Raw genomic sequence first — 25,968 nt, forward strand, 5'->3', positions numbered from 1 at the left:
AGCTCGGCTCAGGCGACGCGGCAGGACTTGACGACGTAGGGCGCCGGATCGGTGCCGAAGAACGCGTTGGTGCAGGGCACCGTGCCGTTGACCGTCTTCTGCACCCAGCGCGTGTCGGCGCCATACCTCACCACGGTCGGCGAAGACACGGTGAAGCTCTGTCCCTCGTTGGCCAGGAATGCGCCCGAGGGTGGCGGTGCTGGTGCTGGTGCAGGTGCTGGCGCTGGCGCCGGTGCTGGCGCCGGTGCCGGTGCCGGTGCCGGTGCCGGTGCAGGTGCAGGTGCAGGTGCTGGTGCAGGTGCTGGTGCAGGTGCTGGTGCTGGTGCTGGTGCTGGTGCAGGTGCTGGCGCTGGCGCCGGTGCCGGTGCCGGTGCAGGTGCAGGTGCAGGTGCAGGTGCAGGTGCAGGTGCAGGTGCAGGTGCAGGTGCAGGTGCAGGTGCAGGCGCTGGCGCTGGCGCTGGCGCTGGCGGTGGCGGTGGCGGTGGTGGCGGGGACGCGGTCACCAGCCTGCAGGACTTCACCACGAAGGGCGCCGGGTCGGTGCCGAAGAACGCATTGGTGCAGGGCACCGTGCCGTTGACGGTCTTCTGCACCCAGCGCGTATCGGCGCCGTACGCCACCAGGGTCGGGCTCGACACCGTGAAGCTGCCGCCTTCCGTGGCCAGCGTCGCCCCGGACGGCGGCGGTGCAGGCGCAGGCGCAGGCGCAGGCGCAGGCGCAGGTGCAGGTGCGGGTGCGGGTGCGGGTGCGGGTGCGGGTGCGGGTGCGGGTGCGGGCGCAGGCGCAGGCGCAGGTGCAGGTGCAGGTGCAGGTGCAGGTGCAGGTGCTGGTGCGGGTGCAGGTGCAGGTGCAGGCGGCGGCGGGGCGGTGGCCGTCACGCAGGACTTCACCACGAAGGGCGCCGGGTCGCTGCCGAAGAACTCGTTGGTACAGGGCGCTGTGCCGTTGACCGTCTTCTCCACCCAGCGCGTGTCGGCGCCATAGCGCACCAGGGTCGGGCTCGACACGGTGAAGGTGCCGCCTTCGGTGGCCAGCGTGGTTCCTGAGGGCGGCGGCGGTGGCGGTGGCGGCGGGGGTGGAGGCGGCGGAGGTGGCGGAGGCGGGGGCGATCCCGTGACGCCCGAGTCCGCCACGCAGGACTTCGCCACCGACGGCGCCGGGTCGCTGCCGAAGAAGGAGACGGTGCAGGTGGCGGCGCCGGTCACGACCTTGTGCACCCAGCGGTTGTCGGCGCCGTAGCTCACCAGCGTCGCGCTCGACATGTTGAAGCTGCCGCCTTGCGCAGCGACGGTGCGGTCGGTAGTCGTCTGCGTGCTGCCCAGGGTCACGCCGGAGGCCTTGGTCGTGAGCACGTGGCAGCTCTTCGTGACGGTGGGGGAAGGATTGATGCCGAAGAAATCGCTCTTGCAGCTGACGTTGCCAGTGACGGTCTTCTGGGTCCAGTTCCCGCCCACGCCGAACTGCACGACGGTGGGCGCAGGCAGGGTGAAGGTCTGCCCCTGGTCGGCGACCTTCGTCACGCTGCCATCCACCTTGAGGATCTTCCCGATCGAAGGCACGCCGGCGTCGTCGATCACGTACAGCAGGTAATGCCCGATGGGCACGACGTTCGGGCTCTCGTTGAAGGTGATGTCGACGTTCGCGCTTCCGGTGGCCTGGGTGAAGGGCAGTTCGAGGAAGCGCTGGCCGAAATCGGTGGAATGCGTGACCGCGCCGGTGCGGATCAGCGTGACGCGGCGAATCGGCCGCGAGGACGCGACGGTGACGCGGAAGTCGGTGCCCAGCGTCAGCTGGGCCGGTGTCTGGTCGATGAAGGGGCGCGGCCGGCGCTGGCCGTTGCTGTCGAACAGGTAGGGAGGCGAGTAGATCTCGGCATTGAGGTTCACCACCGGCCCGGGCGAGCCGCCGCCGGCCGACAGCACGGTGCCGTCGGGCAGCAGCAGCGCGCTCGAGTGGTAGAGGCGGGGCTTCGTCGCCTCGGCGCCGGTGGTCCACTGGCCCGTGGCGGGGTCCCAGATCATGGCGCTGAAGGCGGTGTCGACCAGCTCGTTGAAGGTGCTCGAGCCGCCGGTGACCAGCACCTTGCCGTCCGCCATCACGGTCGCGCTGGACCAGATGCGGTTGGTCCCCGGTCCCGGGATGGAGGTCACGACGGGGGTGGCGCCGTTGAAGTCCATCACCATCGCGCCGCCGTCCTCGGCGATCAGCAGGACCTTGCCGCGGTCGAACATGGTCCAGGGCATGGCCCAGTTCGCCGTCCTGGGCAGCGTGCCGATCTGCATGATGAACGGGGCCTCGGTGTTCATGCTGAACAGCTTGTTGCCGCTGGTCACCAGCACGCGCCCATTGGGCGCCAGGACGGCGCGCGGATAGAACCAGTCGGCCGGCCAGTCCTGCATGTTGAGGGTCTGCCAGCCGAGCGTGGGCCGGTAGATCTCGGGCACGCCGGATCCCGCGCCGCCGGCGTCGATGCCGGCCAGGACGAGCTGGCGTCCGTCGGCCAGCGGCACCAGCGTGCCGTACCAGCGCGCATAGGCCATCGGCGGTCCCGGCGAGATGGTGGCCGCGGCCGGGTCGTACAGGTTGACGTCGCGCACGCCCCCGTTGACCTGGTTCGGCGTCACCCCGCGCGTGTCGCCGCCGGCCAGCAGCACCAGCCCGGAGGGCAGCGTGGACTGGGCGGTGCAGAAGAGATCGGTGCGGGTGGTGTGCTGCAGCAGGCTGTGCGCGTTGGTGGCCGGCGTCCACACGTCGTAGTAGAGCTGCGCGCCCTGGGCGCCGCTCGGGTCGGTGCCGTAGCTCATGACCTTGCCGTCGGGCGTCAGCACGGCGTGGATGGCATTGATCGGCCAGGTGATCGGGGCGGCCCATTGCCCGCCCATGCTGGGCGCCACCGCGGCTGCTGCCGCCGCCGCGGCAGCGGTGGTGGGCTGACCCGGCGCACCCTCGCCGCGGTCGATGGGCGCGGCGCGGTCACGCTCCAGCTGCCGCAACTGGGCGATGTCGTCGAGCGACCTGACGGCCTTGCTGATGGGCGAGGGTGGAGACTCCGGCTTGGACATCGCCCCAGCGGCCGGCGCTGGTGCAGGTGCCGGTGCATCGCCGGCACCGGTGGGCATGCCGGCGATGCCGGTGCCTGTACCGTCCCCGCCGCCACCGCAAGCGGTGATCACGAACGGGGCGCACAAGGCGATCCATGTGAAGCCCGAAACGCGCGGATCCGGCTGCCCTTTCTGCATCGCTGCCCCCCTGGAGTGCGAACTTAAGTTTATACAGCGTTCGCAGCCGCAGGCAAAGATCGTTCCTCCTCGTTTTTGTGGAGGGGTGGACCGCACTCCTGCGCAGGGCCATGATCGGCAGACGATGGCCGCACTCACCGTCCGCCTCGTTGCCGTTGCCGCCGCGCTCCTGTTGGCCGTGACAGGGGGCCGGTCCGCCGCGGCCGACGCGTTCGCGGCCGAGCGCCAGCGCATGGCGCAGCAGATCGCGGCGCACGCGCGCGAGACCCAGGCCGACACCGGCAAGCGCGCCTTCGACGCGCGCGTGATGGAGGTCATGGCGAAGGTGCCGCGGCATGCCTTCGTGCCTGCCGACCAGCTTCCCTACGCCTACCAGAACCGGCCGCTGCCGATCGGCCACGGCCAGACCATCTCGCAGCCCTACATCGTCGCCTTGATGACCGACCTGGCGCGCGCGGAGCCCGGCCACAAGGTGCTCGAGGTCGGCACCGGCTCCGGCTACCAGGCCGCGGTGATGGCGCAGCTGGCCGGCGCGGTCTACACCATCGAGATCGTCGAGCCGCTCGGGCTGGCGGCCAGGCAACGGCTGCAGGCGCTGGGCTATCGCAATGTCGAGGTGCGCCTGGGCGACGGCTACCACGGGTGGGAAGAACATGCGCCCTACGACGCCATCCTCGTCACCGCGGCCGCCAGCCACATTCCGCCGCCGCTTATCCGCCAGCTCAAGCCGGGCGGGCGGATGGTGATCCCGGTGGGCGCGGCCTTCATGGTCCAGCAGCTGATGCTGGTCGAGAAGAACGCGGACGGGACGGTCTCGACGCGGCAGATCCTGCCGGTGGCCTTCGTGCCGCTGACCGGCAAGCGCTGAGCCGGCGATGGCCCCATCGCAGGATCAGCGCGCGCCGCTCCTCGCCGTGGCACTGATCTCGGCCGCCGCGCTGGCCTACGAGATCGTGCTGATGCGGCTGTTCTCGATCATGCTGTGGCATCACTTCGCCTACATGATCATCAGCCTCGCGCTGCTGGGCTGGGGCGCCAGCGGCGCCGTGCTGGCCTTGGCGCAGCACGCAGTGCAACGGCGTTTCGCGCCGCTGTTCTGCGCATCCGCCGCGGCCTTCGGGGCCGGCGCCATCGGCTGCTTCCTGCTCGCGCAGCGCGTGCCCTTCAATCCGCTGGAACTGCTCTGGGACCCGCGCCAGCCCGCCTACCTGCTGGCGGTCTTCCTGCTGCTGCTGTTGCCCTTCCTGTGCGCCGGCGCCTGCGTGTGCATGGCCCTGTCGCACTTTCGCGGCAAGCTGGCGCGCATCTACAGCTTCGACATCCTCGGTGCGGGGGCCGGCAGCCTGGGCGTCGTGGCCCTGCTCTTCGTACTCTCGCCGGCCGAGGCCTTGAAGCTGATCGGCGCGCTGGGATTCGTCGCCGCGGCGGTGGCATGGCTCGAATGCGGTGGTCACGTGCGCTGGCCGGCGCTGCTGTCGATGCTGTTCGCTCTCCTGCCCTTGCTGCTGCCCACAGCCTGGATCGCGCCCGCGATGTCCCCGTACAAGGAGTTGTCGCAGACCCTGCGCATTCCCGAAGCCCGCGTGATCGAGGAGCGGTCAAGCCCGCTCGGGCTGGTCAGCGTGCTGGAGAGCCCGCGCGTTCCGCTGCGGCACGCGCCGGGACTGAGCCTCAACGCGAGCACCGAACCGCCGCCGCAGCTCGCGGTCTTCGTCGACGGCGAAGGGCTCAACGCGCTGACCCGCTTCGACGGGCGGCGCGAGAGCCTGGCCCATCTGGACCAGATCAGCTCGGCACTGCCCTACCACCTGCTGCGCCGGCCGCGCGTGCTGGTGCTGGGCGCCGGCGCCGGGGCCGACGTGCTGCAGGCCCACTACCACGGCGCGAGCCGGATCGATGCGGTGGAGCTCAACCGCCAAGTGGTCGAGCTGGTGCGCAATCGTTTCGCGGACCATGCGGGCGGCCTCTACGCGCACATCGCGCGCGTGCACGTGGCCGAAGCGCGCGGCTTCGTCGCGGCCAGCGACGAGCGTTACGACCTGATCCAGGTGGCGCTGCTCGATTCCTTCAGCGCCTCCTCGGCCGGCCTCTACGCGCTGGCCGAGAACCATCTCTACACGGTCGAAGCGCTGCAGGAGCAATTGCGGCACCTGCAGCCCGGCGGCCTGCTCGCGATCACGCGCTGGGTCACGCTGCCGCCGCGCGACGCGTTGAAGCTCTTTGCCGCGGCCGCGGCGGCGCTGGAGCGATCGGGCGTTGCCGACCCAGGCTCGCAGCTCGCGCTGATACGCAGCTGGAAGACCGCCACGCTGCTGGTGAAGAACGGCGCCTTCGGCAGCGAGGACATCGCGGCGATCAAGGCCTTCTGCGTCGCGCGCTCCTTCGACCTCGGCTTCCACCCCGGCATGCGTGCGGAGGACGCGAACCGCTACAACGTGGTCGAAGGCCCGGACCTGTTCGACAGCGCGACGGCGCTGCTTGGTCCGGGCCGGGACGCGTTCATCGAGAACTACAAGTTCCACATCGCGCCGGCCACCGACGACAAGCCGCACTTCTTCCACTTCTTCAAGTGGCGCTCGCTGCCCGAGCTGTTGTCGCTCAAGGAGCAAGGCGGCCTGCCGCTGCTGGAATGGGGCTATCCGGTGCTGGTGGCGACGCTGGTGCAGGCGGCGCTTGCGAGCCTGCTGCTCATCGGCCTGCCGCTGGCCTGGGCCGGCATCCGGCAGAAGGATCAACGCATGGCGCCGCTCGCCGGATCGCGCGGCCGCGTGCTCGTCTACTTCATGGCGATCGGCTTCGGCTTCATGTTCATCGAGATCGCGTTCATCCAGAAGTTCGTGCTGTTCCTGAGTCATCCGCTCTACGCGGTGGCGGTGGTGCTGTTCGCCTTCCTGCTGTTCGCCGGCATCGGCAGCCGCGTCGCCGCGCGGGCGCTGCCGGTGGCAGCGGTGGCCGGCGCCATCGCGCTCGCGGCAGCGCTTTGCCTGCTGCTGCTTCCGGTGCTCTTTCGCCATGCGATGGGGTGGCCGGACGCCGCGCGCATCCTGCTCTCGGTCGCGCTCATCGCGCCGCTGGCCTTCTTCATGGGCATGCCCTTCCCGCTCGGCCTGGCGCGCGTGGAGGCCGCCGATGCCCGGCTCGTCCCCTGGGCCTGGGGCATCAACGGCTGCGCGTCGGTCACCGGCGCGGTGCTGGCCACGCTGCTCGCGATCCATCTCGGCTTCACTGCCGTGGTGCTGGCGGCGCTGGCGCTCTACGGGCTTGCGGCGGCAGCGCGTCCTTGACACCATGGGGGCATGCTCGCCGGTCATCGCCACGCTTCGATGCGCCGCGAGTTCCTGAAGAAGGGGCTCGCGGTGCTGGCGCCGTCCCTGCTGTGGCCGGCGCTCGCCCGCAGCCAGACGACGCCGCCCCCCGCGACCCGGCCGATCCCCTCGACCGGCGAGCAACTGCCGGTGGTCGGCCTGGGCAGCTGGATCACCTTCAATGTCGGCAACGACCGTGCAGCGCGCGATGCCTGCACCGAGGTCATGCGCGCCTTCTTCGAAGCCGGCGGACGCATGGTCGATTCGTCGCCGATGTACGGTTCGTCGCAGAGCGTCATCGGCGAAGGCCTGGCCCGCATCGGCAGCGCCGCGCGCGTGTTCGCGGCCGACAAGGTCTGGATCGGATCTGGCGCACGCGGGCCCGGCCAGATCGAGGAATCGCGCCGGCTGTGGAAAGTTTCGCGCTTCGACCTGCTGCAGGTTCACAACCTGCTCGCCTGGGAAGAGCATCTGCCGGCGCTGCTCGCGATGAAGGCGGCCGGGCGGCTGCGCTACGTCGGCATCACCACCTCCGAAGGCCGGCGCCATCGCGAGATCGAATCGATCATGCAAAGCCGGCCGATCGACTTCGTGCAGGTCAGCTACAACCTGCTCGACCGCGAAGTCGAAGAGCGCATCCTGCCGCTGGCGCGCGAGCGCGGCATTGCCGTCATCGCCAACCGGCCCTTCCGCGAGGGCGCGCTGCTGCGCGGCCTGCAGCGCCATCCGCTGCCGCCGTGGGCGGCCGAGATCGGCTGCGACGGCTGGGCGCAGTTCGCGCTCAAGTTCATCGTCTCGCATCCGGCCGTGACCTGCGCCATTCCGGCCACCAGCAGCGTGCCGCACGTGCGGCAGAACATGGGCGCGGCCCTCGGGCGCATGCCCGACGCCGCGATGCGGCGGCGCATGGTTGCGCACGTCGAGGCGTTATAGGGCCTGCGCCAATGTCCGAGTGGTGGAGCTACCGGCCTTCGGATTTCCTGCTGTTCTCGGCGCGTACCTACCATCGGCTGTTCGAGCTCTACAACGCCGAGCTCTGGCCGGCGCACCTCCTGGCCCTGGCAATAGGGTTGGCGCTGCTGTACACGGCGCTGCAAGGCGGGGCGCAGGCGGCGCGGGTGGCCTGCCTGCTGCTCGCGGCCTGCTGGCTGTGGGTGGCCTGGGCCTTTCATCTGCGGCGCTATGCCGCCATCAACTGGGCCGCGACCTGGTTCGCCGCGGCCTTTGCGATCGAGGGCGGGCTGTTGTTCCTGTGCGGCGTGTTCGGCGCGCGCCTTCACATCCGGACGCAGCGCAGCTGGCGCGGCCATCTCGGCCTCGGCCTGCTCGTCTTTGCGCTCTTCATCCAGCCCTGGCTCGGCCTGCTGCTCTTCGGCAGGCCGTGGCGCGAGGCCGGGCTCTTCGGCATGGCGCCGGACCCGACCGCGCTCGCGACCCTGGGCCTGCTGCTCCTCCTGCGCCCGCTCGCACCCTTCGCATGGATGCTGTGGCCGATCCCGCTGCTGTGGTGCCTGGTCGGTGCGACGACGCAGTGGACGCTGGCAGCGGCGACGGCGCGTTCCGATTCAGTTGCTGTCGTCCCGAAACTGGATGCTGCGGTGCGTTCCGTCGCAGAACGGCTTGTTCTTCGATCCGCCGCAGCGACAGAGGAAATAGCGCTCGCGCGAGGTGCCTTCGCTCCAGTTGTCGGTGTCGAGATCGAAGCCCTGAACCTCATAGGGTCCGTTCCGCGTGACACGAATGCTCGGAGCATTCACCTCGCCGGGTCCGGGCTGGGCGGCGCCTCGGCCGGCCACGACGCCATCAGGCGTGCGCTCCGGACACCGGTCGTCGTCCGAGAAACCGATCCGAATATGGGAGCTGTCGCAAAACGGCTTCTTGCGCGACGCGCCGCAGCGACACAACGCGACGCCGTTCCACCCCTGGAGCTGCTCTCCCTTCGAGTTCGTCAGGTCATCGACGGTGACCAGATAGGGTCCATTGCGCGACAGCCTGATGCGAGGTCTTTGTTCCTGCTTCATCTTGCAACTCCTTCCCGCGCACGCATTCAGCCGATGCGCGCGAGCGCCAGCCAAGCGTACACCTGATGAGCGCAGAAAAAAATCGGTTGCCCGTGCTCAGCGCGCCGCGGCGGAAGCGTCCAGCACGAAGGACGTGACCTGGCGCCACCATGCATCGTCGACACGCCCGGGCCAGTCGTTGTGGCCGGCCGCCTCGATCACGACCAGCCGCTTGGGCTGGGGCAGCGCGTCGTGGAGCGCGCGGCCGAAGCGCGCCGGCACGATGCTGTCGCGCTCGGCAACGGCCACCAGCACCGGGCGGCCGAAGGATGCGAGATGCGCCGCGTTGTCGTAGCGATCGCGCAGCAGCCACTTCACCGGCAGCCACGGATAGTGGAAGCCAGCGACGTGCTCGAGCCGGTCCCATGGCGTGATCAGCAGCAGGCCCGCCACCTTGTCCCGCTGGCGTGCGGCCGCCGCGGCCGCGACGCCCGCGCCCAGCGATTCGCCGATGACGAGCAGCGGCGCGCCATGCGCGCGGTGCGCCTGCACGATGCTTTGTTCGGCATCGTCGACCAGGTGCGCTTCGCCCACCGCTCCGCCGCGCGGGCCGTAGCCCGGGTACTCGGCCAGGATCACGCGCAGCCCGAGGCCGGCGAGCGCCTGGGCGTAGTAGGCGCGGTGCCCGGCATGCCCTGCGTTGCCGTGAAAGACGATGGCGGTCCCGCGCGCATCGCCCGCCGGCTGCGCCACCAGGCCGCGGAAGTCATCTGCCGAAGGCCAGGCCTTCAGTCCGCCGGACACCATGTCCGCGACCGTGGCTTTGGCCGGGAAGTAGAGCAGGCGGTCCTGGAACATGGTGACTCCTGCCAGCCCGATCAGGCAGGCGATGGCGAGTTTCAAGATCAGTTTCATCGACTTGCGCCGCCTCGCTGTTGAACGGCGGCCAGGGATCGACGCCGATGCGCCTGCGATCTTGCCCCGGGTTCCCCCTAAAGCGCAAAACTTGCCGCGCGTTGCCCAATTGGCGCTTCGCGACTGGCCAGGAGGTCCTTCATGCACAAGAAATCCGCATTGCTCGCCATCGCGCTCGCCGGCGCCGCCGTGACCCTGGTCACCGCCTGTGCCACCGGGCCGACCAGGGGATCCATGAGCTTCTTCGTCACCAGCGTCGGGAGCGGCAAGGGTGCCGACCTGGGCGGGCTCGCAGGTGCCGACGCACATTGCCAGCGGCTCGCCAGCGCCACCGGGGCCGGCAGCAAGAGCTGGCGCGCCTACCTGAGCGTGCCGCCGACCTTTGCATCGGGCTCCACCCCGGGCGTTGCCGCCGTCAATGCGCGCGACCGCATCGGCACAGGCCCCTGGCACAACGCCAAGGGCGAGCTGGTCGCGCGCGACCTGGCGCATCTGCACAACGGCAACAACATCAGCAAGGCCACCGCGCTCGACGAGCGCGGCAATCCCGTCAAGGGCCGCGGCGAGACTCCCAACGAGCACGACATCCTGACCGGGTCGCGCGCCGACGGCACCGCCTTCGCCCCCCAGACCGACACCACCTGCGGTGCCTGGACCAAGAGCGGCGACGGCTCGGCCGTGGTCGGCCACCACGATCGCACCGGACCCACGTCCGAGGCCTGGGCCACCTCGTGGAACTTCTCGCATCAGTCGGCCGGCTGCAGCCAGGAAGCCCTGATCCGCACCGGCGGCAGCGGCCGCTTCTACTGCTTCGCTGCGAAGTAAGGGCGCGGCCCTGTTTCTTGATCTCGAGCCTGCAGACGCGTTCGTTCGGCAACTTTTCCGTCGACTACTCGAGCACCGCATCTGCCGACACGATGATCGAACGCGGCACGGCGATGCCTAGCGCATTGATCGCCCGCCTTTCGATCACCAACTCGATCTTGGTGGATTGCTCGAAGGCAATCTCGGCCGGCTTCCCGCCCTTGAGCACCTTGTCGACCAACGCGGCCGCCCGCCTGTACATGGCGGGGAAGTCCGACTGGTACGAGGCCAGGCCGCCGCCGGTCAGGAAGTCGCGCCCGCCCCAGACGGATGGCATGCGCCACTGCAGGCACAGCGCGTTGAGCCGCACCCGGTGCGTGTAGGTGTTGGCGTCGGCAAGCACGACCAGGCCGCCGACCCCATCGCGTGCCATGGCGTTGAAGACGCCTTCGAACTCGTCCGGCCCGGCTGCCGGGTACACCGAGATCCGTACGCCGAGCGTGTGTTCCCAATCGACGATGGGACGGTCCAGGGCACCGGCCCGCATGACATTCGGATTCACCAGGATGCCGATCCGCCGTGCCGTCGGCACGAGTTGGTGCACGAGCTGCAGACGCTTGGCTATGAGTTCGAGTGCAAACCCGCTGATGCCCGTGAAATTGCCGCCGGGGCGCGCCAGGCTCGCCGCGAGCCCCATCTGGACCGGGTTGTCGACGCCCACGGCCACCACCGGCACGGTGCGCGTCGCATCCTTGACCGCCAGCGCCGGCGCGGGAAACGCCGCGACCAGGACATCGGGTTCGAGCCGCAACAACTCGTCGGCCAGTTCGCGAAGGCGCTCATGCCGGCCCTCGGCCGATCGGTACTCGATGACGACGTTCTGGCCCTCGATGTATCCGAGATCGCGCAGCCCCTGCCGGAAAGGTTCGACGACGCCGCGCTGCAGGATCGGGTCGAGCGCCGGCTCGACCAGGAATCCGATGCGCGCCTTGCGGCCCACGACCTGCGCCAGGACCTGACGCGGCAAGGCGATCAAGGCCAACGCCGCGGCGCATGTTGTCCGTCGATTCATGTGGAAGCCCGATGAGCAACTCCGCATTCAGGCTAGCTCAAGACCCGGGGTGGCGCAAGCGCCGCCGCGTCGGCGCCACAGGTCGCGCCGGCGTCACGGTGGGTTCACGCGCCTGACACGGCCGCTGCCTAGTCTAGGCCGCGCCCCTCACAGACGACTCGAAGGAACCCCCCATGACAACAGTTGCGAATCTGGCGCGCTTCGCAGGCGCGTTGACCCTGGCCTGCGCGCTTGCCGCCTGCGGCGGCGGCAGCAGCGGCGGCGGCTTCAGCGGCACGGCCGCCGGCAGCCAGAAAACCGAAACCCCCGCACAACCCCCGGCGAGCGACAACGCCGACGTGCGCTACGCGCCCTGAAGCCCTCGACAACAACATCCAGAGACCCCCATGAACTCGCGCCGCAAATTCCTCCAGGGCACCGCCACCACCGGCATCGCCGCCGCCACCCTCGCCGCCTTTCCGCCCAGCATCCGCAAAGCCCTCGCCATCCCGGCGCACAACGAGACCGGCACCATCAAGGACGTCAAGCACGTGGTGATCCTGATGCAGGAGAACCGCTCCTTCGACCAGTACTTCGGCACGCTGCGCGGCGTGCGCGGCTTCGGCGACCGCTTCACCATTCCGCTGCCGCAGGGCCGCAACGTCTGGCAGCAGAACAACGCCGCCGGCCAGCCGGTGCTTCCCTACCACCTCGACTTCACCAAGGGCAATGCGCAGCGCGTGAGCGGCACGCCGCACAGCTGGAGCGACGGCCAGGACGCCTGGGACGGCGGCCGCATCGAGCAGTGGGTTCGCTATAAGACACCGGCCTCGATGGGCTACTACAAGGAAGCCGAGTTGCCCTACCAGTTCGCGCTGGCCAATGCCTTCACGCTGTGCGACGCCTACCACTGCTCGATGCACACCGGCACCAACTCGAACCGCATGTTCATGTGGGCCGGCACCAACGGCCCCACCGGCGCCGGCGTGGCCACGGTGAACAACGAGTGGGACTCGATCGACTCCTCCGCCCTCGGGTACGACTGGAAGACCTACCCCGAGCGGCTGCAGGAAGCCAAGGTCAGCTGGATGGTCTACCAGAACATGCCCGACAACTTCGGCGACAACCCGCTGGCCGGCTTCAAGCAGTACCGCAAGGCCAACGAGGCCTCGGGCAAGCCGGTGAGCAACGAAGCGCTGTCGCCTGCCTACGACCCGGCCAGCGATGATGCCGGCAACCCGCTCTACAAGGGCATCGCCAACACCATGCCCGGCCCGCTCGGCGACGTGAACGCGTATTTCGAAACCTTCCGCCAGGACATCCGGAACGGCAAGCTGCCGCAGGTTTCTTTCGTCGTCGCGCCGGCCGCCTACTCCGAGCACCCCGGCCCGTCGAGCCCGGTGCAGGGCGCCTGGTACATCCAGGAGACGCTGGACGCGCTCACCGCCGTGCCCGATGTGTGGAGCAGGACCGTGCTGCTGGTCAACTTCGACGAGAACGACGGCTACTTCGACCACGTGCCCTCGCCCTCTGCGCCCTCGCTCAACCCGGACGGCACGCCGGCCGGCAAGACCACGCTGCGCGAGTCCGACCTCGCCTTCGAGCGCTTTACGCACCCGAACCCGCCCGGCACCACCAGCCAGCCGCAGCCCGACGGCCGCGTCTACGGACCGGGCGTGCGCGTGCCCCTGTACGTGATCTCGCCCTGGAGCCGCGGCGGCTGGGTCAACTCGCAGGTGTTCGACCACACCTCGATCATCCGTTTCCTCGAGCAGCGCTTCGGCGTCAAGGAACCCAACATCAGCCGCTACCGCCGCGCCGTATGCGGCGACCTGACGAGCGCCTTCAACTTCAAGAACCCCAACAACGAGCCGCTGCCCGCGCTCACGGGTCGCAAGACGCTGGCCCAGGCCGATCAGCTGCGCGCCGCGCAGCAGCAGCTGCCCCAGATCGCGCCGCCGGCCAACCCGCTGCTGCCGGTGCAGGCCCCCGGCACGCGGCCCTCGCGCGCCCTGCCCTACGAACTGCACGTGAGCGCGCGCAGCAACGCGCTGCACGGCAAGGTCAAGCTCGTCTTCGCGAACAGCGGCGAGGCCGCGGCCGTGTTCCACGTCTACGACAAGCTCAACCTCGACCGGCTGCCGCGCCGCTACATGGTGGAGCCCAACGCGCGCCTCGACGACGAGTGGGCCGCGGCGACCGACAACGCCGGCCTCTACGACCTGTGGGTGCTCGGGCCCAACGGCTTCCACCGGCACTTCAAGGGCGACCTGAACCGCTTGCGCTCGCGCGGCGCGCCCGACCCCGAGATCCGCGTCGGCTACAACGTGCGCCGCGGCGACCTGCACCTGAAGCTGCGCAACGAGGGCGAGCGGGCATGCGTCTTCACCATCACGGCGCTGGCCTACCGCAATGACGGCCCGTGGACCGTGCGCGTCAAGGGCGGCGACGATGTCGAGCAGAAGTGGGACCTCGAGGACAGCGGCAACTGGTACGACTTCGAAGTGCGCTGCGACGCCGACCCGGCCTACTTGCGCCGCATCGCCGGCCGCGTGGAGACCGGCCGGCATTCGGTGAGCGATCCGGCCATGGGCAAGCCGAACGCCTGAAAGCGCCTCAAGGCTTCGGGCTCGGTTTTTGGTTCCGGAACGCCGCCTCTCCGGCGTCCGACACCTCGACCCACTTCTTGTCGGGCGCTGCGTCTGCGGCGTAGTTGTCGTGCCAGTTCCACCACTTGTAGGTCGGAGTCTGAGGATAGCCCTCGGGCGAGTCCTCCCAGACCTCCTGCCGGCCCAGCGGCGTGATGTCGAGGTAGTTCCACGTGCCCCCCATCTGCTCGTCGCCGCGGTTGTTGAGGAAGTAGGTGCGGAACACGCGATCGCCGTCGCGGTAGTACACGTTCGTGCCGTGCCACTCGGCCACGCCGAAGTCGGCGTCGAAGCTGTCGGTGAGGGTGAACCACGGCATCTCCCAGCCCATCCGCGCCTTCAGCCGCGCGATGTCCGGCTGAGGCGCACGCGAGACGAAGACGAGGGTGGTGTCACGGGCGTTCAGGTGGGCGACATGGGCGACCTGGTCGGCCACCATGGAGCAGCCCCGGCAGGCGTGGTCGGGCCAGCCGAACACGCCCGGCTCGAAGAAGGCGCGGTAGACGATCAACTGGCGCCGGCCGTCGAACAGGTCGAGCAGGCTGGCCTTGCCCGCAGGCCCCTCGAATGCATACGCCGACTCCACGGCCATCCACGGCATTCGCCGGCGCTCGGCGGCCAGGACGTCACGGGCGCGGGTCTGGGCCTTTTCCTTCACGAGCAGCTGCTCGCGGGCCGCCTCCCATGCCTGCGGCGATACGACCGGGGGTGTGTGCATGGCAGGCTGTGGGCTTTTGCGTCCGTTGTCGGTCGAGGTAGTCATGGCAGAAATCTCCTGGTTCGCTCGTTGTCGGTGAACCAGTTTGGCACCGGAGATCGAACGCCGGGAGTAACAAGTGTGGCGGGATTCCCCGGCGCTCAGGCCCGCTTGAGGTCCGGATAGCGCACGTGCTCCACGAGCTCCTGCGTATCCTGCCTCGGCTGGCCGGTGAGCAGGCTGACGATGACGATCACCGCAAAACCGACCGGCACGCCGAACAGCCCGGCCGAGATCGGCTGGATGCCCCACCACAGCTCGATCGGGCTCGTCACGCCGAATACGCTGCGCATCCAGGGTTGGGTCACGGCCATGTAGTAGAAGGTCACGCCCAGGCCGGCGGCCATGCCCAGCGATGCGCCCCACTTGTTGGCGCGCTTCCAGAAGATGCCGAGCACCAGCGCCGGGAAGAAGGCCGCCGCCGCGAACGAGAAGGCCGCCGAGACCAGGAACAGGATGTCGGCCGGTTTCTGCGCCGCGACCGCGGCAGCCGCCAGGGCCACCACCAGCAGCAGCGCTTTGGAAAGCGCCACGCGGCGCGAGGTCGGCGCATTCGGATCGATCATCTTGTAGTACAGGTCGTGCGACAGCGCGTTGGCGATGGTCAGCAGCAGGCCGTCGGCCGTGGACAGCGCCGCGGCCAGGCCGCCGGCCGCCACCATGCCCGAGATCACGTAGGGCAGGCCCCCGATCTCCGGCGTGGCCAGCACGATGATGTCGCCGCCGATCTTCATCTCGCTGAGCTGGAAGATGCCGTCCTTGTTCACGTCGGACACCGAAAGCAGCGAGGAGTCGACCCTTGACCAGTTGGCGATCCAGGCCGGCAGCTCGTTGAACGGCGTTCCTACCAGCACGTTGAAGACCTCGAACTTCACCAGCACCGCGAGCGCAGGCGCCGTGAAGTACAGCAGGAAGATGAAGAACAGCGACCAGGTCACCGACTCGCGGGCCTCCCTGACCGAGGGCGTGGTGTAGTAGCGCATCAGGATGTGAGGCAGCGCGGCCGTACCCACCATCAGGCAGAAGACCAGCGCGAGGAAATTGCGCCTCGATTCGTCGAACGCCTTCTTCGCCGCCGCATCGCCGTTCGGGTCTCCGGCATAGATCTGCGCATGGTTCGGCATCCCGGCCAGCGGCTTGGCCTGCGCTTCGTTGGCCGTCTTGGCCGCGGTCCAGGCCTTGCGCGCCGCGGCTTCGTCCTGCGGCACGGCGGCCAGCGCCTTCTCGGCTGCGTCGATCTCGGCCGGCGGCGCACTCGCGGCCTTCAGGTCGGCCACCCTCTTCTCGGCCGCCGCCTTCTCGGTGGCCAGCGACCCAGGCAGTCCCTTCAGCTTGGCATCGAACTCGGCCGCGCGGGCCTTGAAGATGGCGACCACCTCGAGTTCCTTGGGGTCGGCGCGCAGCTCGTCGCCGCGCTTGGCCACCTTCTCGAGCTGATAGCCATAGATCGCCTGGGGCACCGGCACGCCGGTCTGCTTCACCGACAGCCAGATCACCGGCACCAGGTAGGCAATGATCAGGATGATGTACTGCGCGACCTGCGTCCACGTCACGGCGCGCATGCCGCCGAGGAAGGAGCACACCAGGATGCCGCCCAGGCCGACGAAGATCCCGATCTCGAAGGCCAGGCCCGACAGGCGCGTGGTGATCAGGCCGACGCCGTAGATCTGCGCCACCACGTAGGTGAAGGAGCACAGGATGGCCGCCACGATGCCGATGAAGCGCGGCAGGTTGCCCTCGTAGCGCGCGCCCAGGAAGTCGGGGATCGTGAACTGCCCGAACTTGCGCAGATAGGGTGCCAGCAGCAGCGCCACCAGGCAGTAGCCGCCGGTCCAGCCCAGGATGAAGGCCAGCCCGCCGTAGCCGGTGAGATAGAGCGTGCCGGCCATGCCGATGAAGGAAGCCGCGCTCATCCAGTCGGCGCCCGTCGCCATGCCGTTGTAGACCGCCGGCACGCGCCGGCCGGCGACGTAGTACTCCGCCGCGTCGGTGGTGCGGCTCATGATGCCGATGCCGGCATACAGCCCCACGGTGGCGAACAGGAAGATGAAGCCGATCCAGTTCCTCGGCAAACCCGCCTGCTCGAGGATCCCCAGCAGGATGACGAAAACGATGAAGCCGCCGGTGTACCAGCCGTACACCTTGTGGAGCTGCTTCTTGAAGGTGCGCCTGTCCGAGGCGCCGCCGGCGGCAGGGTGATCGAAGCTGATGTCGGCCATGTCAGTTCTCCTCGGCAACGCCGTGTTCCTGGTCCAGGCGATTCATGTACCAGGCGTAGAACCCGATGATGAGGACATAGACGATCAATGCGCCCTGGGCCGCGACCCAGAAGCTGAACGGCCAGCCGAAGAAGGTGAAGTTCAGGTCACGGGCGAAGTACCCGATCACGAAGGTCACGAAGAACCAGATCGCCAGCAGGATCGCAGTGATCCGAAGGTTCTTCTGCCAGTAGTGGCGCTGCGTTTCGGTCAATTCCATCGCTGTCTCCTAGCTTGCTTTCACTGCATCAAGAAGCGAGACCCGTCTCGCGTTCCAACTGAGCGGCGATCTTGGGCTCGAAGCCCCGCAGATGGCGGATGATCCTGCGAGCCTCCTCCGGCTCGTGACGGTCCATGTGCACCCGTGCCAGCTGATACCAGCCATAGGGACTCATGGGCTGCAGTTCGGTGTTGCGCTTCAGCGCTTCGGCGGCCTCGCCGTAGCGGCGCTGGCGGATCAGGGCCAGGCCCAGGCCGTACCAGGCCCGGTCGAGCCGGGCATCGAGCGCCACGGCCCGGCGGAAGGCCGCCTCAGCTTCCTCGACGCGGTCGCCGGCCTCGAGCAGGAAGGCCAGGTTGAACCAGTCGCCGGCGCTGCGTTCAGGATGGACCTGCACCAGGTGCGTCGCGTCCTCGATGGCGGCCTCGCGCCTGCCGAGCTGCACGCGGACGTAGCTGCGGCTCGCAAGCGCATAGGCATCATCGGGCCGCAGCACCAGCATGTCGCCGAACACCGCCTCGGCCGAGTCGGATCGGCCCAGCAACAGCAAGACCATGGCGCGCAGCCTGAAGGCCTGGTATTTCACCTGCATGCCTGCACCCCGATCTGCAGACAGAGGTTGATCTTCGCGACCGTGGCTGCCAGCCATACCGAGGCCAGCAGCACGAAGGCCGCCAGCGGGATATGGCGGTCGAGCACGAAGCGGGGGGTGATGGAACGCACCGTCTTGACGAAGGGATTCGTCAGCACCTGCAGCAGGCGATAGAAGAGGTTCTGATCGCGCCGGCTTCCCGCCAGCAGCCCGAGCACCCATTGACCGGCCAGTGCCAACAGGGCAATCTCGGCAATCAGCTTGACGGACGATGCGAGCAGCAGCACGTAACCCCCAAGGTTCGGCGCGAGCGCGATGAACCCATTGTTGGAGGGTAGCTTACGGATTTCTTACGCAAGCCCCTATCCGCTTGGAATCCTGCTCGGTGCTTACCCTCTGCTGCGCCGCAACACCTTGCACGGGAGGGCTGCGTGCCGGAGATCGCCTGCAAGGCATGCGGCGAATGCGAGCTTCGCCGGGAAGGGAAGCGTCGATGAACGCGGCACGAACGATCCTTCGAGTGGGCTTTCGCAAGTGGTACGAGCGCGAACTGCTTCAGAGTCATGCGCATCTGGTCCTGGTGCTGCTCTGCACCGTCGGCCTGCTGGGAAGCGCGGAGGCCTATAGCCTGCGCTTGGATGCGTCGTCGCAACTGCTGATACTGGCATGCGCCATCGCCAGCGCGCTCATCGGTTTCTGGGCGCTGCGGCGCTACCTCTACCTGCTCAACCATGCCGAGTTCGTCGCCGACCAGGCGGTGTGCCGGGCTTGCGATACCTATGCGAGATGGGAGATCCTGAACCCGAACGACGCGGGACAGCCCGCGCAGGATCGCCTGCGCGTTCGCTGCAAGCGCTGCGGCCACGTGTGGTTCATCGAGCTTTGAACCGCCTCTTCGACTGCGCGGCCCAGCCATTGCGGAACGTGAACTTTTGCTCGACTTGCCGTGTAGGACTACACCTACTAATCTTCGGCCATGGTTTCTCCCGGGTGGGCATCAAGGACCAACCCCTTCAGGCCCGCCTCGTGCGGGCCTTCTTTTTTGCAGACTGCGTCCGACAGGCATCGGGCATCCGTCCCACAGCCCTGCCGCCGTCCTGCGGTCACATTGCAGGCTCCGTTCAAGAAGGAGTCCCATGAACAAGAAACCCGCTCTGGCCAGTCTTTGGCTGATCGCGCTGCTCGGTGCCGGCGCCGCGCTCGCCCAGTCGGCGCCGCCCGGCTCCGATGCCCGCATGTCGCGCGAACGCGCGGCCTGCGACGGCGTGCAGCAGGACAAGGCGGCGTGCCTTCGCGAAGCCGGCGCCGCGCGACAGGAAGGCCGGCGCAACGGCCTCACCGGCTCGAGCTCCGCCGGTTACGACGCCAATGCGATGGAGCGATGCAAGCTGCAGCCAGCCGCCGACCAGGCAGACTGCGAAGCGCGCGTGCGAGGCGGCGCGGGCAGTTCTTCCGGCGGCAGCGTCATGGGCGGCGGCGTGATTCGCGAGTCGGTGACTCCGGTGCCGGTGCCTTCGCGTTGATCGCTGGACGGATCGCAGTGACGACTCTCGCCGGAGGCAAGCACCGATGCCAAGACTCTCTCAATCTCTGGCTTTCATCGCACTGGTCTTCGCCGGTTCTGCGAGCGGCGCCAGCAGCTGCGATGCCATCCGATCCCAGATCGATGCCAAGATCCGGACCTCCGGCGTGACCCGCTTTACGCTCACCACGGTAGACGCCGATGCACCGGTCGTCGACAAGGTGGTGGGCACCTGCGATCTGGGAACGAAGAAGATCGTGTATGCGCAGACCGACGTGCCGGCCTCGCCGCCGCAGCCTCGCAGCGAGCCCATCCTGACCGAATGCAAGGACGGCTCTGTCTCGATCGGCGGCGACTGCAAGAAGTAAGCGGGACCCGGATCAACGCCTGACGCTATGCAGCCGCGGCATCGCCGGTGCGCCGGCTCCTGCGGTAACGCGGAGTGACTTCGGCCAGCATCGCCTGCTTGGACAGCAGTCTTGAACCTCCCACCCAAAGCTCGGTCGGCGTACCGTCGGAATCGCGCACCCGGCGGATCGTCTCTCCGGGACTGTTGTAGGAAGAGGCTCTGCGGATCACCCCATGATCCTTGCCGGCAATCGCGAACTCGGTGTTCGTGCCATCGAAAGGTGGATTCATCGCCGGCCCGACTTGGCACACCACCTTGCCCATGGGGACCAGATCGCTGGCACCCCACATGCTCCACCAGCGTCCCTTCCAACCTGCCTCCCGTCTGGCGGGCGCACCATGGTGCTGAAAGGCCGAAAGGATGCTCGCAATCCCATCGACCCACTGGTAGGACGGGCCATCCTGTGCGTTGCAAAGAACGGTGACCGTGAACCCCGAGGCGGTAAAGCGCGCCGTTCTCGAAACGAAGCCTTGCAGGCTGCCGGTGTGGCCATACCACTCCTTGGCCCCGGGCCCGCTCATCATGGTGCCGTAGCCGTAGTACGACTCCTGGGTGCTGCAGTTGTCGCGCCAGCGGCGCTGCATCATGTGGCGGCGACTCGCTGCCGACAGGATGCTCACCTTGCTTTCCGGCGCGAGTTGCGCAAAAAACCGAGCCACATCCGAAGCCGTCGAGACGAATCCGCCTGCCGGCGCGATCGCATGGCAGACGTTGTCGCCCGGTACGATCAGGCGCTGCCCGAAGGGGAACTCGGCACTGTGCCCATTGGCCATGGGCGCTTTCTTGCGCAGCTGCGGCATGTCGGGGACGGTCTCGTGCAATCCCGCCGCGTCGATCACGTGGCGAGTGATCCAGGCCGGGTATTCGGTGCCGCTGACTTCCTCGATCATCAGCCCCAGCAGGCCATAGCCATGGTTGGAATACTTGAGCTGAACGCCGGGTGCGAACGGCTGCTTGATGGACAACTCCGCCAACAGCTCTGCGCGGGAAAGAAACGGCCGTCGGTCCGAGAACTGTCCGCTGTCGGCGCCATCACGAACCACGCCTGCACCATGCGACAACAATTCGCCGATGCGCGCGCCCGCGAGGCCCTTGTGCAGGCCGGAGACATAGCGGCCGATCGGGTCGTCGAGGCCGATCTTTCCTTGTTCCCGCAGCAGCATGACGCCGCTCGCAGTGAAACTCTTGGAGTGCGACGCGACGCGAAAGCGATGCCTCGGGGTGAGGGACTTGCCGGTTTCCAGATCCGCGGCGCCGAAGGCAAACTCCGCCACGATATGGGGCCCCTGCGCTATAGCGACAGAGCACCCGGGTTGCCGATAGCGCTCGAGTTGAAAGCTCAACCAATCGGGCACGTAGTCCAGCGCGGCCTTGAGCCAGGCGTTCTTTTTCATGGGTGTCGCCGCTTCCTTGAAAAATGGGGCTGCGGAGTGTAGACGCAATCCGCAATCACTTCGGGGAACAGTGACCCAATGCACGAACTGCCAGACGAGTGCAGGTCATCGTTGCCAATTCGCCATGTGCACGGCCGGCGCTCGCGCCTAGGATGACACCCCTGTCGTCCGAGAGGAGTTCGCCATGGATACAACGCACGCAAAGCTGCAACCTCGAGACCCGGTAGCAGCCAAGTTGGGGATCTACATGACCCGGGTCGGCATCGTGATGATCGCCATCATCGTCGCGGCCTCGTTTCTGCGCGGCTAGGCTGCCGGCAGGGCGGCGCCCTTTGCGGCATTTCTCGTTCGGCAGCGGCTCGGCACGCTGCCTCCGGCTTCGGCCTTTCCTGCGGCGATAGTCGCACTTGCCCTAGTCCCCGGCGCGCGAAGGTGGTTCACCATCTTCTTCTCGATCTCGTGCGAGCGAGGCGGTTATGCGCTTCAACAAGCTTGACCTGAACCTGCTGGTGGCGCTGGATGCGCTTCTCACCGAGTGCAGCATCAGCAAGGCGGCCGCGCGCGTGCACCTGAGCCAGTCTGCCATGAGCAACGCGCTGGCTCGGCTGCGTGCCCATTTCGAGGACGAGTTGCTGGTGAAGGTGGGCCGCTCGCTGGAGCTCACGCCCCGGGCCCAGGCGCTGAAGGAACCCGTGCGCGACGTGCTGCTGCGCATCGACACCGCCATCGCCGCGCAGCCGCGGTTCGATCCCTCGCGCTCGGACCGCACCTTCCAGCTGCTGGTCTCCGACTACACCACGGTCACCCTGATGCCGCACCTGCTGGCGCTGGCGCGCCAGCAGTCGCGCACGGTGCGCTTCCTGCTCTCGCCGCTGCCGCAACTGGACCAGCCGCAGCGCGCGCTGGGGCGCGGCGAGGCGGACCTCCTGGTGATCCCTCGCAACTATTGCTCGCCCGACCATCCGATCGAAACGCTGTTCGAGGAAGAGTACGTGTGCATGGTGTGGAACGGCAGCCGCTTCGCGCGCGCAGGCACCCTCGGCTACGAGGAGTACGTGGCCGCAGACCACGTCGAGGTGCAGCCGGCCAGCCTCGGCCAGCCCACGCTCGAGAGCTGGTTCATGAAGCGCCGCGGCATCGTGCGGCGCGTCGAGGTCTGCACCTTCAGCTTCGTCGCGGCGCCCTTCCTGGTTCTGGGCACCGACCGGGTCGCCACGGTGCAGCGTCGCCTGGCCCGCATGGCGCAGCAATTCCTGCCGCTCACGGTGCTGCCTGCGCCCTTGCCGCTGCCCCGGATGGAGCAGTCCATGCAATGGCACAAGTACCGCACCCACGACCCGGCGCTGGTCTGGCTTCGCGGCCTTCTGCATGAGGCCGTCGTGCAGATGGAGGCGCAGCAGCAGCAGCAGCAGCAGGCGGCGGCGCCTGCCGGCGGCGAACCGGAAGCCGCCAGCCGGTCTACAGGTAGTTGAACAGCGCGATGCTGTGCAGCCGCGCGAAGGTTTCCTGCGAGGCCTTCAGCGAAGTCTCGCGCTGCAGGTATTCCGAGATCGCGCTGGCCATGTCCAGGTCTTCCAGCTCCGACAGGTAGCTCTTGTCGATCAGGCTGCGCGAGGAGCCCGAGGCGTTGAGCGCATCGAGTTCGTTCATGCGCGAGCCGACCGAGGAGCGGATGGTGAGCACGTTGTCGTGCGCGTTGGTGATCTTGACGTTGGCCGTGGAGAGCGCGTTCTGCAGATCGGCCTGAGCCGCCGCACCGCCGCCGGCGAGCGGTTTCCTGAGCGAGGCCACGAGCTCGCCGATGGCGGCGAACACGTCGGTGCCGGCGTTCTTGGCGGTAAAGACCTGGAAGCTGTCGCCATCCGCCGGCGCGCCGCTCATGCTGATCTGCACGCCGCCGAAGGAGATCGGCGTGTTCGCCACGAAGGGGCCGCTGGCTGCGACCACCGGGGGAGTATCGTTGGTGCTCACCGTGTAGTTGCCGCCGGCGAAGCTGATCGTGAAATCGCGGCCGTAGTTCGGTGCCGTGGCATCGGTCACCGCGACCGAGCCGAACACCCCCGTGCCGGTGTTGCCGGCGCCCGCCGTGGTCACGTAGCCCGCGCCGCCCTGCACCGACTGGAACACGCTGCGGCCGTCGTCGGTGGCCGACATCTGGCGCGAGACGTCGATCTGCATCAGGCGCTGGCCCTGGTCGCCCATGTACTGCACGCCGCCGCCGGCCTGCGCCACGAAGGGCGGATTGGCGCTCTTGAAGCCGGCGAACAGGAACTGCCCGTTGCCGTCGTCCGCGTTGGCCACGTTCACCAGCTGGTCCAGGTTGCTCTGGATGGTGGTGGCGAGCGATTCGCGGTCGGCGTCCGACAGCGTGCCGTTGCCGGCCTGCACCGTGAGCGTCTTGATGTTCTGCAGGATGGTGGTGGCCGATTGCAGCGCGGCCTCTTCGTGCGAGAGCGAGAGCACCGCGCGGCTGCGGCTGGCGGCGTACTGCGAGCTCTCCGCGATCGACTGCGAAACCACCAGCGAGCGCGCCGCGCCCACCGGATCGTCCGCCGGCGTCAGGAACTTGGATTCCGAGGAGAGCTGCTGCTGGATCCGGAACAGCTGCTGCTGCTGCGAGCCGATCCCTCTCAGGCTCTGTGCGTAGAAGGTCTGGGTGCTGATGCGCATGACGATTGCCGATGTTCTTAGTTGCTGATGCCGAGGATCGAGTCGAACATCGTCGACGCGGTCTCGATCACCTTGGCGTTGGCCTGGTACATCTGCTGGTACATCAGCAGGTTGGCGGTTTCCTCGTCCTGGTTCACGCCGGAGATCGAATCGCGGGTGGCGCGGATCTGGTCCGTCACGCTGGTCTGCGTGGTTTCGGCCACGCGGATCTCCATCGTGCGGTTGCCCACCGAGCTCACCAGCTGCGCGTAGGCGCTGTTGAATGTCGAGGTGCCGCCGCCCATGGTGTTCTTCTTCTGCAGCGCCGTGAGCAGCAGCGCATTGCTGCCGTCCGACACGCCGCCGACGTTCTTCTTGATCGTGAAGCTGTCGCCCTGCGCCGGCGCGCCGGTCATGCTGAGCTTGATGCCGTCGAAGCTGATGGCGGCGCCTGCCGTGTAGGGCACGGGCGTGCCGGCGGGGTAGCTGGTCGAGGTGCCGTCGGCGAGCGTCACGGTGACGGCCGAGGTCGCCGGAAAACCCGACAGCGTGTTGCTTCCGGCGTCATAGGCGAGCGTGACATTCGCGGCCAGCGGCGCGGCGAGGTAGTTGGCATCCACGGTGGCGGCGCCCAAGGCGCCGCTGCCCTGGTTGCCTGTGGCGTTGCCCGTGACCAGCGGCGAGGCCGCGGCCACCTTGGCCGGATCGCGCACCAGCACTTCGAGATCGCGCGCGCCGGAGCGCGTCGGCTGGACCAGGAAGGTGTCGCCCGGCTGGGCCGTGCCGCTGGCGGCGGACAGGCTCACGCCGTCGAAGGCGATCGGGAAGGCGGTGAAGTCGCCGATCGGCGCCTTGTCCGCGAGGCGCGTCACCGAGTAGGTGAGCGTGCCCGCCACGTCCTTCACTTCCACCGCATAGTCGCTGGTCGTGAGCTGCGAGGTGTCGGTCACGGCGGCGCCGAGCACCATGGTGCCGGTGTTGCGCGCATTGGAGAACACGCCGGCCTGGGCCTCGGAGAAGAAGTCGGTGCCGAGCACGCCGTTCAGGTCGACGCCCAGCTTGTGCCGGTCGTTGAAGGCGCTGCCGAGCGCCATGGCGAGGCGGCCGATCGCGTTCTGCGTGGTGGTCAGCGTCTCGGCGCGGAAGGCCATCAGCCCGCCCAGCGTGCCGCCGGTGAAGATGTTGTCCTTGAGTTCGGACGCGGTGCCGCTCAGCCCGACCAGCGCCATCGCCTTGCGCGTCGGGTCGGCCGCCGAGTCGACGGCCTTCATGGTCGCGGCCCGGTCGCCCATCACCAGCGTCTGGCCGTTGCCGATGAAGACGTTGTACTTGCCGCCGTCCTGCTCCAGCACCTTGACATCCACGATCTTGCCGAGCTCGGCCACCAGCTGGTCGCGCTGGTCCATGAGGTCATTCGGCGGCTGGCCGCCGGCCATCGCCCGGAGCTGGCTGACCTGCTGGTTGAGGCTCGCGATCTGCGTCGCATAGGTGTTGATCTGCTCGGCGCTGCCCACGATCTGGTCGTTGACCGAAGTGTTCAGGTCGCTGAGGTATTGGTCGGTGGCGCGAAACTTGTTGGCCAGGGCCTGCGCCGCGCTGATGAGCTGCTGGCGCGCGGCCGGGTCCGCCGGCGTGTTGGCCACGCCCTGCATGCCGGCGAAGAAGCTTTGCATCAGCGGCGTGAGGCCCGAGGTCTTGTCGGCCAAGAGCGAGTCGATGCGGCTGATCTGGGAGTTGTAGCTCGCGAGCGCGGCGCCCGTGGCCTCGGCGCCGTTGAGCTGCGCGGTGAGATAGCGGTCGTAGCTGCGCGACACGGTCGTGACGCTGGCGCCGGTGCCCATGAAGCCGGCGCCGGTCGAGATCGCGCCGTTGGTGGCGACGATCGAGGTCTGGCGGCTGTAGCCGGCCGTGTACACGTTGGCCGTGTTGTGCGCCGTGGTCATGAGCGCGCTGCGCGCCACGGCCAGGCCGCTCAGGCCGGTATAGAACATCGACATCTGGGATTGCCTGTAGGTAGGTTTGCTTGTTTGTTTATCGGCAGCGCGGGTGAAACATTCAGTCCGCGAGCCTGAAGACGCTGACCGCCTCGACGAGGCTGCCGGCCTGTTCCTGCATCGACTGCGCCGCGGCCGCCGCCTCTTCCACCAGCGCCGCGTTCTGCTGCGTCACCTGGTCCATCTGCGTGATCGCCTGGTTGATCTGCTC

23 protein-coding genes and 1 pseudogene are annotated in these 25,968 nt (G+C 68.2%); 12 read left to right on the plus strand and 12 right to left on the minus strand.

Annotation, left to right across the window (positions count from 1 at the left end; translation table 11 throughout):
* Window positions 1-8 precede the first annotated feature (8 nt).
* Window positions 9-3,239, minus strand: coding sequence for a galactose oxidase early set domain-containing protein (locus AC3A6B_RS25575; RefSeq protein ID WP_487839448.1), 3,231 nt, complete (start codon window positions 3,237-3,239; stop codon window positions 9-11).
* Window positions 3,240-3,363: 124 nt separating this feature from the next.
* On the opposite strand from AC3A6B_RS25575, the gene AC3A6B_RS25580 reads away from it, so the two are divergent.
* From AC3A6B_RS25580 to AC3A6B_RS25595, 4 genes and pseudogenes are all read left to right on the plus strand, one after another.
* Window positions 3,364-4,107, plus strand: a complete 744-nt coding sequence (locus AC3A6B_RS25580; RefSeq protein WP_487839449.1) for a protein-L-isoaspartate(D-aspartate) O-methyltransferase — start codon at window positions 3,364-3,366, stop codon at window positions 4,105-4,107.
* Window positions 4,108-4,114: 7 nt separating this feature from the next.
* The gene (locus tag AC3A6B_RS25585; protein ID WP_487839450.1) at window positions 4,115-6,523 is read left to right on the plus strand and encodes a spermine/spermidine synthase domain-containing protein; all 2,409 of its coding nucleotides are present in this window, start codon (window positions 4,115-4,117) and stop codon (window positions 6,521-6,523) included.
* 12 nt (window positions 6,524-6,535) lie between these two features.
* The gene (locus AC3A6B_RS25590) at window positions 6,536-7,477 is read left to right on the plus strand and encodes an aldo/keto reductase (RefSeq protein ID WP_487839451.1); all 942 of its coding nucleotides are present in this window, start codon (window positions 6,536-6,538) and stop codon (window positions 7,475-7,477) included.
* Between the two features lie 11 nt (window positions 7,478-7,488).
* Window positions 7,489-8,070 (plus strand): annotated as a pseudogene (locus AC3A6B_RS25595) (DUF6064 family protein); the annotation flags it as partial.
* Window positions 8,071-8,109: 39 nt separating this feature from the next.
* On the opposite strand, the gene AC3A6B_RS25600 reads toward AC3A6B_RS25595, so the two are convergent.
* A complete protein-coding gene (locus AC3A6B_RS25600) occupies window positions 8,110-8,565 on the minus strand; it encodes a CDGSH iron-sulfur domain-containing protein (protein WP_487839472.1) in 456 nt (151 codons plus the stop codon).
* Window positions 8,566-8,661: 96 nt separating this feature from the next.
* Window positions 8,662-9,459 carry an alpha/beta hydrolase gene (locus tag AC3A6B_RS25605; protein WP_487839452.1) on the minus strand — a complete coding sequence of 266 codons (798 nt, stop codon included), beginning with the start codon at window positions 9,457-9,459 and terminating at the stop codon, window positions 8,662-8,664.
* A gap of 141 nt (window positions 9,460-9,600) precedes the next feature.
* On the opposite strand from AC3A6B_RS25605, the gene AC3A6B_RS25610 reads away from it, so the two are divergent.
* A complete protein-coding gene (locus AC3A6B_RS25610; protein WP_487839453.1) occupies window positions 9,601-10,284 on the plus strand; it encodes a hypothetical protein in 684 nt (227 codons plus the stop codon).
* 64 nt (window positions 10,285-10,348) lie between these two features.
* On the opposite strand, the gene AC3A6B_RS25615 is transcribed toward AC3A6B_RS25610, so the two are convergent.
* A complete protein-coding gene (locus AC3A6B_RS25615) occupies window positions 10,349-11,290 on the minus strand; it encodes an ABC transporter substrate-binding protein (RefSeq protein ID WP_487839454.1) in 942 nt (313 codons plus the stop codon).
* Between the two features lie 218 nt (window positions 11,291-11,508).
* On the opposite strand from AC3A6B_RS25615, the gene AC3A6B_RS25620 reads away from it, so the two are divergent.
* Both AC3A6B_RS25620 and AC3A6B_RS25625 read left to right on the plus strand, forming a co-directional pair.
* Complete coding sequence (locus AC3A6B_RS25620; RefSeq protein WP_487839455.1) at window positions 11,509-11,691, plus strand: hypothetical protein; 183 nt, start codon at window positions 11,509-11,511, stop codon at window positions 11,689-11,691.
* Between the two features lie 30 nt (window positions 11,692-11,721).
* Window positions 11,722-13,923, plus strand: a complete 2,202-nt coding sequence (locus tag AC3A6B_RS25625) for a phosphocholine-specific phospholipase C (RefSeq protein ID WP_487839456.1) — start codon at window positions 11,722-11,724, stop codon at window positions 13,921-13,923.
* 7 nt (window positions 13,924-13,930) lie between these two features.
* Here the strand turns inward: AC3A6B_RS25625 and AC3A6B_RS25630 are convergent, their stop codons facing one another.
* The 5 genes from AC3A6B_RS25630 to AC3A6B_RS25650 form a co-directional block, all read right to left on the minus strand.
* Complete coding sequence (locus tag AC3A6B_RS25630) at window positions 13,931-14,725, minus strand: DUF899 domain-containing protein (protein WP_487839457.1); 795 nt, start codon at window positions 14,723-14,725, stop codon at window positions 13,931-13,933.
* 95 nt (window positions 14,726-14,820) lie between these two features.
* On the minus strand, window positions 14,821-16,938 hold the full coding sequence (locus AC3A6B_RS25635; protein ID WP_487839458.1) for a VC_2705 family sodium/solute symporter: 2,118 nt from the start codon (window positions 16,936-16,938) through the stop codon (window positions 14,821-14,823).
* Between the two features lies 1 nt (window position 16,939).
* Window positions 16,940-17,197, minus strand: coding sequence for a DUF4212 domain-containing protein (locus AC3A6B_RS25640; protein ID WP_487839459.1), 258 nt, complete (start codon window positions 17,195-17,197; stop codon window positions 16,940-16,942).
* A 28-nt stretch (window positions 17,198-17,225) separates the two neighbouring features.
* On the minus strand, window positions 17,226-17,789 hold the full coding sequence (locus AC3A6B_RS25645) for a tetratricopeptide repeat protein (protein ID WP_487839460.1): 564 nt from the start codon (window positions 17,787-17,789) through the stop codon (window positions 17,226-17,228).
* Entirely contained in the window at window positions 17,780-18,076 is a 297-nt protein-coding gene (locus tag AC3A6B_RS25650) for a hypothetical protein (RefSeq protein WP_487839461.1), read from the minus strand. The genes AC3A6B_RS25645 and AC3A6B_RS25650 overlap by 10 nt, the downstream gene beginning before the upstream one ends.
* Before the next feature lie 206 nt (window positions 18,077-18,282).
* On the opposite strand from AC3A6B_RS25650, the gene AC3A6B_RS25655 reads away from it, so the two are divergent.
* The 3 genes from AC3A6B_RS25655 (at window position 18,283) to AC3A6B_RS25665 (ending at window position 19,679) form a co-directional block, all read left to right on the plus strand.
* A complete protein-coding gene (locus AC3A6B_RS25655; protein ID WP_487839462.1) occupies window positions 18,283-18,675 on the plus strand; it encodes a hypothetical protein in 393 nt (130 codons plus the stop codon).
* 250 nt (window positions 18,676-18,925) lie between these two features.
* Window positions 18,926-19,312: a hypothetical protein gene (locus AC3A6B_RS25660; RefSeq protein ID WP_487839463.1), complete on the plus strand. Its 387-nt coding sequence runs from the start codon at window positions 18,926-18,928 to the stop codon at window positions 19,310-19,312.
* Between the two features lie 46 nt (window positions 19,313-19,358).
* Window positions 19,359-19,679, plus strand: a complete 321-nt coding sequence (locus AC3A6B_RS25665; RefSeq protein WP_487839464.1) for a DUF1161 domain-containing protein — start codon at window positions 19,359-19,361, stop codon at window positions 19,677-19,679.
* A gap of 25 nt (window positions 19,680-19,704) precedes the next feature.
* On the opposite strand, the gene AC3A6B_RS25670 is transcribed toward AC3A6B_RS25665, so the two are convergent.
* Window positions 19,705-21,114 (minus strand): serine hydrolase domain-containing protein, encoded by a 1,410-nt coding sequence (locus tag AC3A6B_RS25670; protein ID WP_487839465.1) that lies wholly within the window; start codon window positions 21,112-21,114, stop codon window positions 19,705-19,707.
* Window positions 21,115-21,298: 184 nt separating this feature from the next.
* Here AC3A6B_RS25670 and AC3A6B_RS25675 point away from each other — a divergent pair, with 184 nt between their 5' ends.
* Both AC3A6B_RS25675 and AC3A6B_RS25680 read left to right on the plus strand, forming a co-directional pair.
* Window positions 21,299-21,424, plus strand: coding sequence for a hypothetical protein (locus AC3A6B_RS25675; protein ID WP_487839466.1), 126 nt, complete (start codon window positions 21,299-21,301; stop codon window positions 21,422-21,424).
* Between the two features lie 166 nt (window positions 21,425-21,590).
* Window positions 21,591-22,586 carry a LysR family transcriptional regulator gene (locus tag AC3A6B_RS25680; protein ID WP_487839467.1) on the plus strand — a complete coding sequence of 332 codons (996 nt, stop codon included), beginning with the start codon at window positions 21,591-21,593 and terminating at the stop codon, window positions 22,584-22,586.
* Here the strand turns inward: AC3A6B_RS25680 and flgL are convergent.
* Both flgL and flgK read right to left on the minus strand, forming a co-directional pair.
* On the minus strand, window positions 22,573-23,784 hold the full coding sequence (gene flgL, locus AC3A6B_RS25685; RefSeq protein ID WP_487839468.1) for a flagellar hook-associated protein FlgL: 1,212 nt from the start codon (window positions 23,782-23,784) through the stop codon (window positions 22,573-22,575). The genes AC3A6B_RS25680 and flgL overlap by 14 nt on opposite strands.
* A 17-nt stretch (window positions 23,785-23,801) precedes the next feature.
* Window positions 23,802-25,760 carry a flagellar hook-associated protein FlgK gene (gene flgK / locus AC3A6B_RS25690; protein ID WP_487839469.1) on the minus strand — a complete coding sequence of 653 codons (1,959 nt, stop codon included), beginning with the start codon at window positions 25,758-25,760 and terminating at the stop codon, window positions 23,802-23,804.
* Window positions 25,761-25,968: the final 208 nt, after the last annotated feature.

Source organism: Variovorax sp. Soil_C_33 (genome assembly GCF_057656935.1).

What these genes read in the sequence shown, in the direction of transcription:
- flgL (WP_487839468.1), bottom strand. Translation starts at nt 23,784, where the DNA reads ATGCGCATCAGCACCCAGACCTTCTACGCACAGAGCCTGAGAGGGATC.
- AC3A6B_RS25675 (WP_487839466.1), top strand. Translation starts at nt 21,299, where the DNA reads ATGGATACAACGCACGCAAAGCTGCAACCTCGAGACCCGGTAGCAGCC.
- AC3A6B_RS25660 (WP_487839463.1), top strand. Translation starts at nt 18,926, where the DNA reads ATGAACAAGAAACCCGCTCTGGCCAGTCTTTGGCTGATCGCGCTGCTC.
- AC3A6B_RS25680 (WP_487839467.1), top strand. Translation starts at nt 21,591, where the DNA reads ATGCGCTTCAACAAGCTTGACCTGAACCTGCTGGTGGCGCTGGATGCG.
- AC3A6B_RS25665 (WP_487839464.1), top strand. Translation starts at nt 19,359, where the DNA reads ATGCCAAGACTCTCTCAATCTCTGGCTTTCATCGCACTGGTCTTCGCC.
- AC3A6B_RS25640 (WP_487839459.1), bottom strand. Translation starts at nt 17,197, where the DNA reads ATGGAATTGACCGAAACGCAGCGCCACTACTGGCAGAAGAACCTTCGG.
- AC3A6B_RS25635 (WP_487839458.1), bottom strand. Translation starts at nt 16,938, where the DNA reads ATGGCCGACATCAGCTTCGATCACCCTGCCGCCGGCGGCGCCTCGGAC.
- AC3A6B_RS25575 (WP_487839448.1), bottom strand. Translation starts at nt 3,239, where the DNA reads ATGCAGAAAGGGCAGCCGGATCCGCGCGTTTCGGGCTTCACATGGATC.
- AC3A6B_RS25605 (WP_487839452.1), bottom strand. Translation starts at nt 9,459, where the DNA reads ATGAAACTGATCTTGAAACTCGCCATCGCCTGCCTGATCGGGCTGGCA.
- AC3A6B_RS25625 (WP_487839456.1), top strand. Translation starts at nt 11,722, where the DNA reads ATGAACTCGCGCCGCAAATTCCTCCAGGGCACCGCCACCACCGGCATC.
- AC3A6B_RS25585 (WP_487839450.1), top strand. Translation starts at nt 4,115, where the DNA reads ATGGCCCCATCGCAGGATCAGCGCGCGCCGCTCCTCGCCGTGGCACTG.
- AC3A6B_RS25645 (WP_487839460.1), bottom strand. Translation starts at nt 17,789, where the DNA reads ATGCAGGTGAAATACCAGGCCTTCAGGCTGCGCGCCATGGTCTTGCTG.
- AC3A6B_RS25655 (WP_487839462.1), top strand. Translation starts at nt 18,283, where the DNA reads ATGAACGCGGCACGAACGATCCTTCGAGTGGGCTTTCGCAAGTGGTAC.
- AC3A6B_RS25580 (WP_487839449.1), top strand. Translation starts at nt 3,364, where the DNA reads ATGGCCGCACTCACCGTCCGCCTCGTTGCCGTTGCCGCCGCGCTCCTG.
- AC3A6B_RS25590 (WP_487839451.1), top strand. Translation starts at nt 6,536, where the DNA reads ATGCTCGCCGGTCATCGCCACGCTTCGATGCGCCGCGAGTTCCTGAAG.
- AC3A6B_RS25610 (WP_487839453.1), top strand. Translation starts at nt 9,601, where the DNA reads ATGCACAAGAAATCCGCATTGCTCGCCATCGCGCTCGCCGGCGCCGCC.
- AC3A6B_RS25630 (WP_487839457.1), bottom strand. Translation starts at nt 14,725, where the DNA reads ATGACTACCTCGACCGACAACGGACGCAAAAGCCCACAGCCTGCCATG.
- AC3A6B_RS25670 (WP_487839465.1), bottom strand. Translation starts at nt 21,114, where the DNA reads ATGAAAAAGAACGCCTGGCTCAAGGCCGCGCTGGACTACGTGCCCGAT.
- flgK (WP_487839469.1), bottom strand. Translation starts at nt 25,760, where the DNA reads ATGTCGATGTTCTATACCGGCCTGAGCGGCCTGGCCGTGGCGCGCAGC.
- AC3A6B_RS25600 (WP_487839472.1), bottom strand. Translation starts at nt 8,565, where the DNA reads ATGAAGCAGGAACAAAGACCTCGCATCAGGCTGTCGCGCAATGGACCC.
- AC3A6B_RS25620 (WP_487839455.1), top strand. Translation starts at nt 11,509, where the DNA reads ATGACAACAGTTGCGAATCTGGCGCGCTTCGCAGGCGCGTTGACCCTG.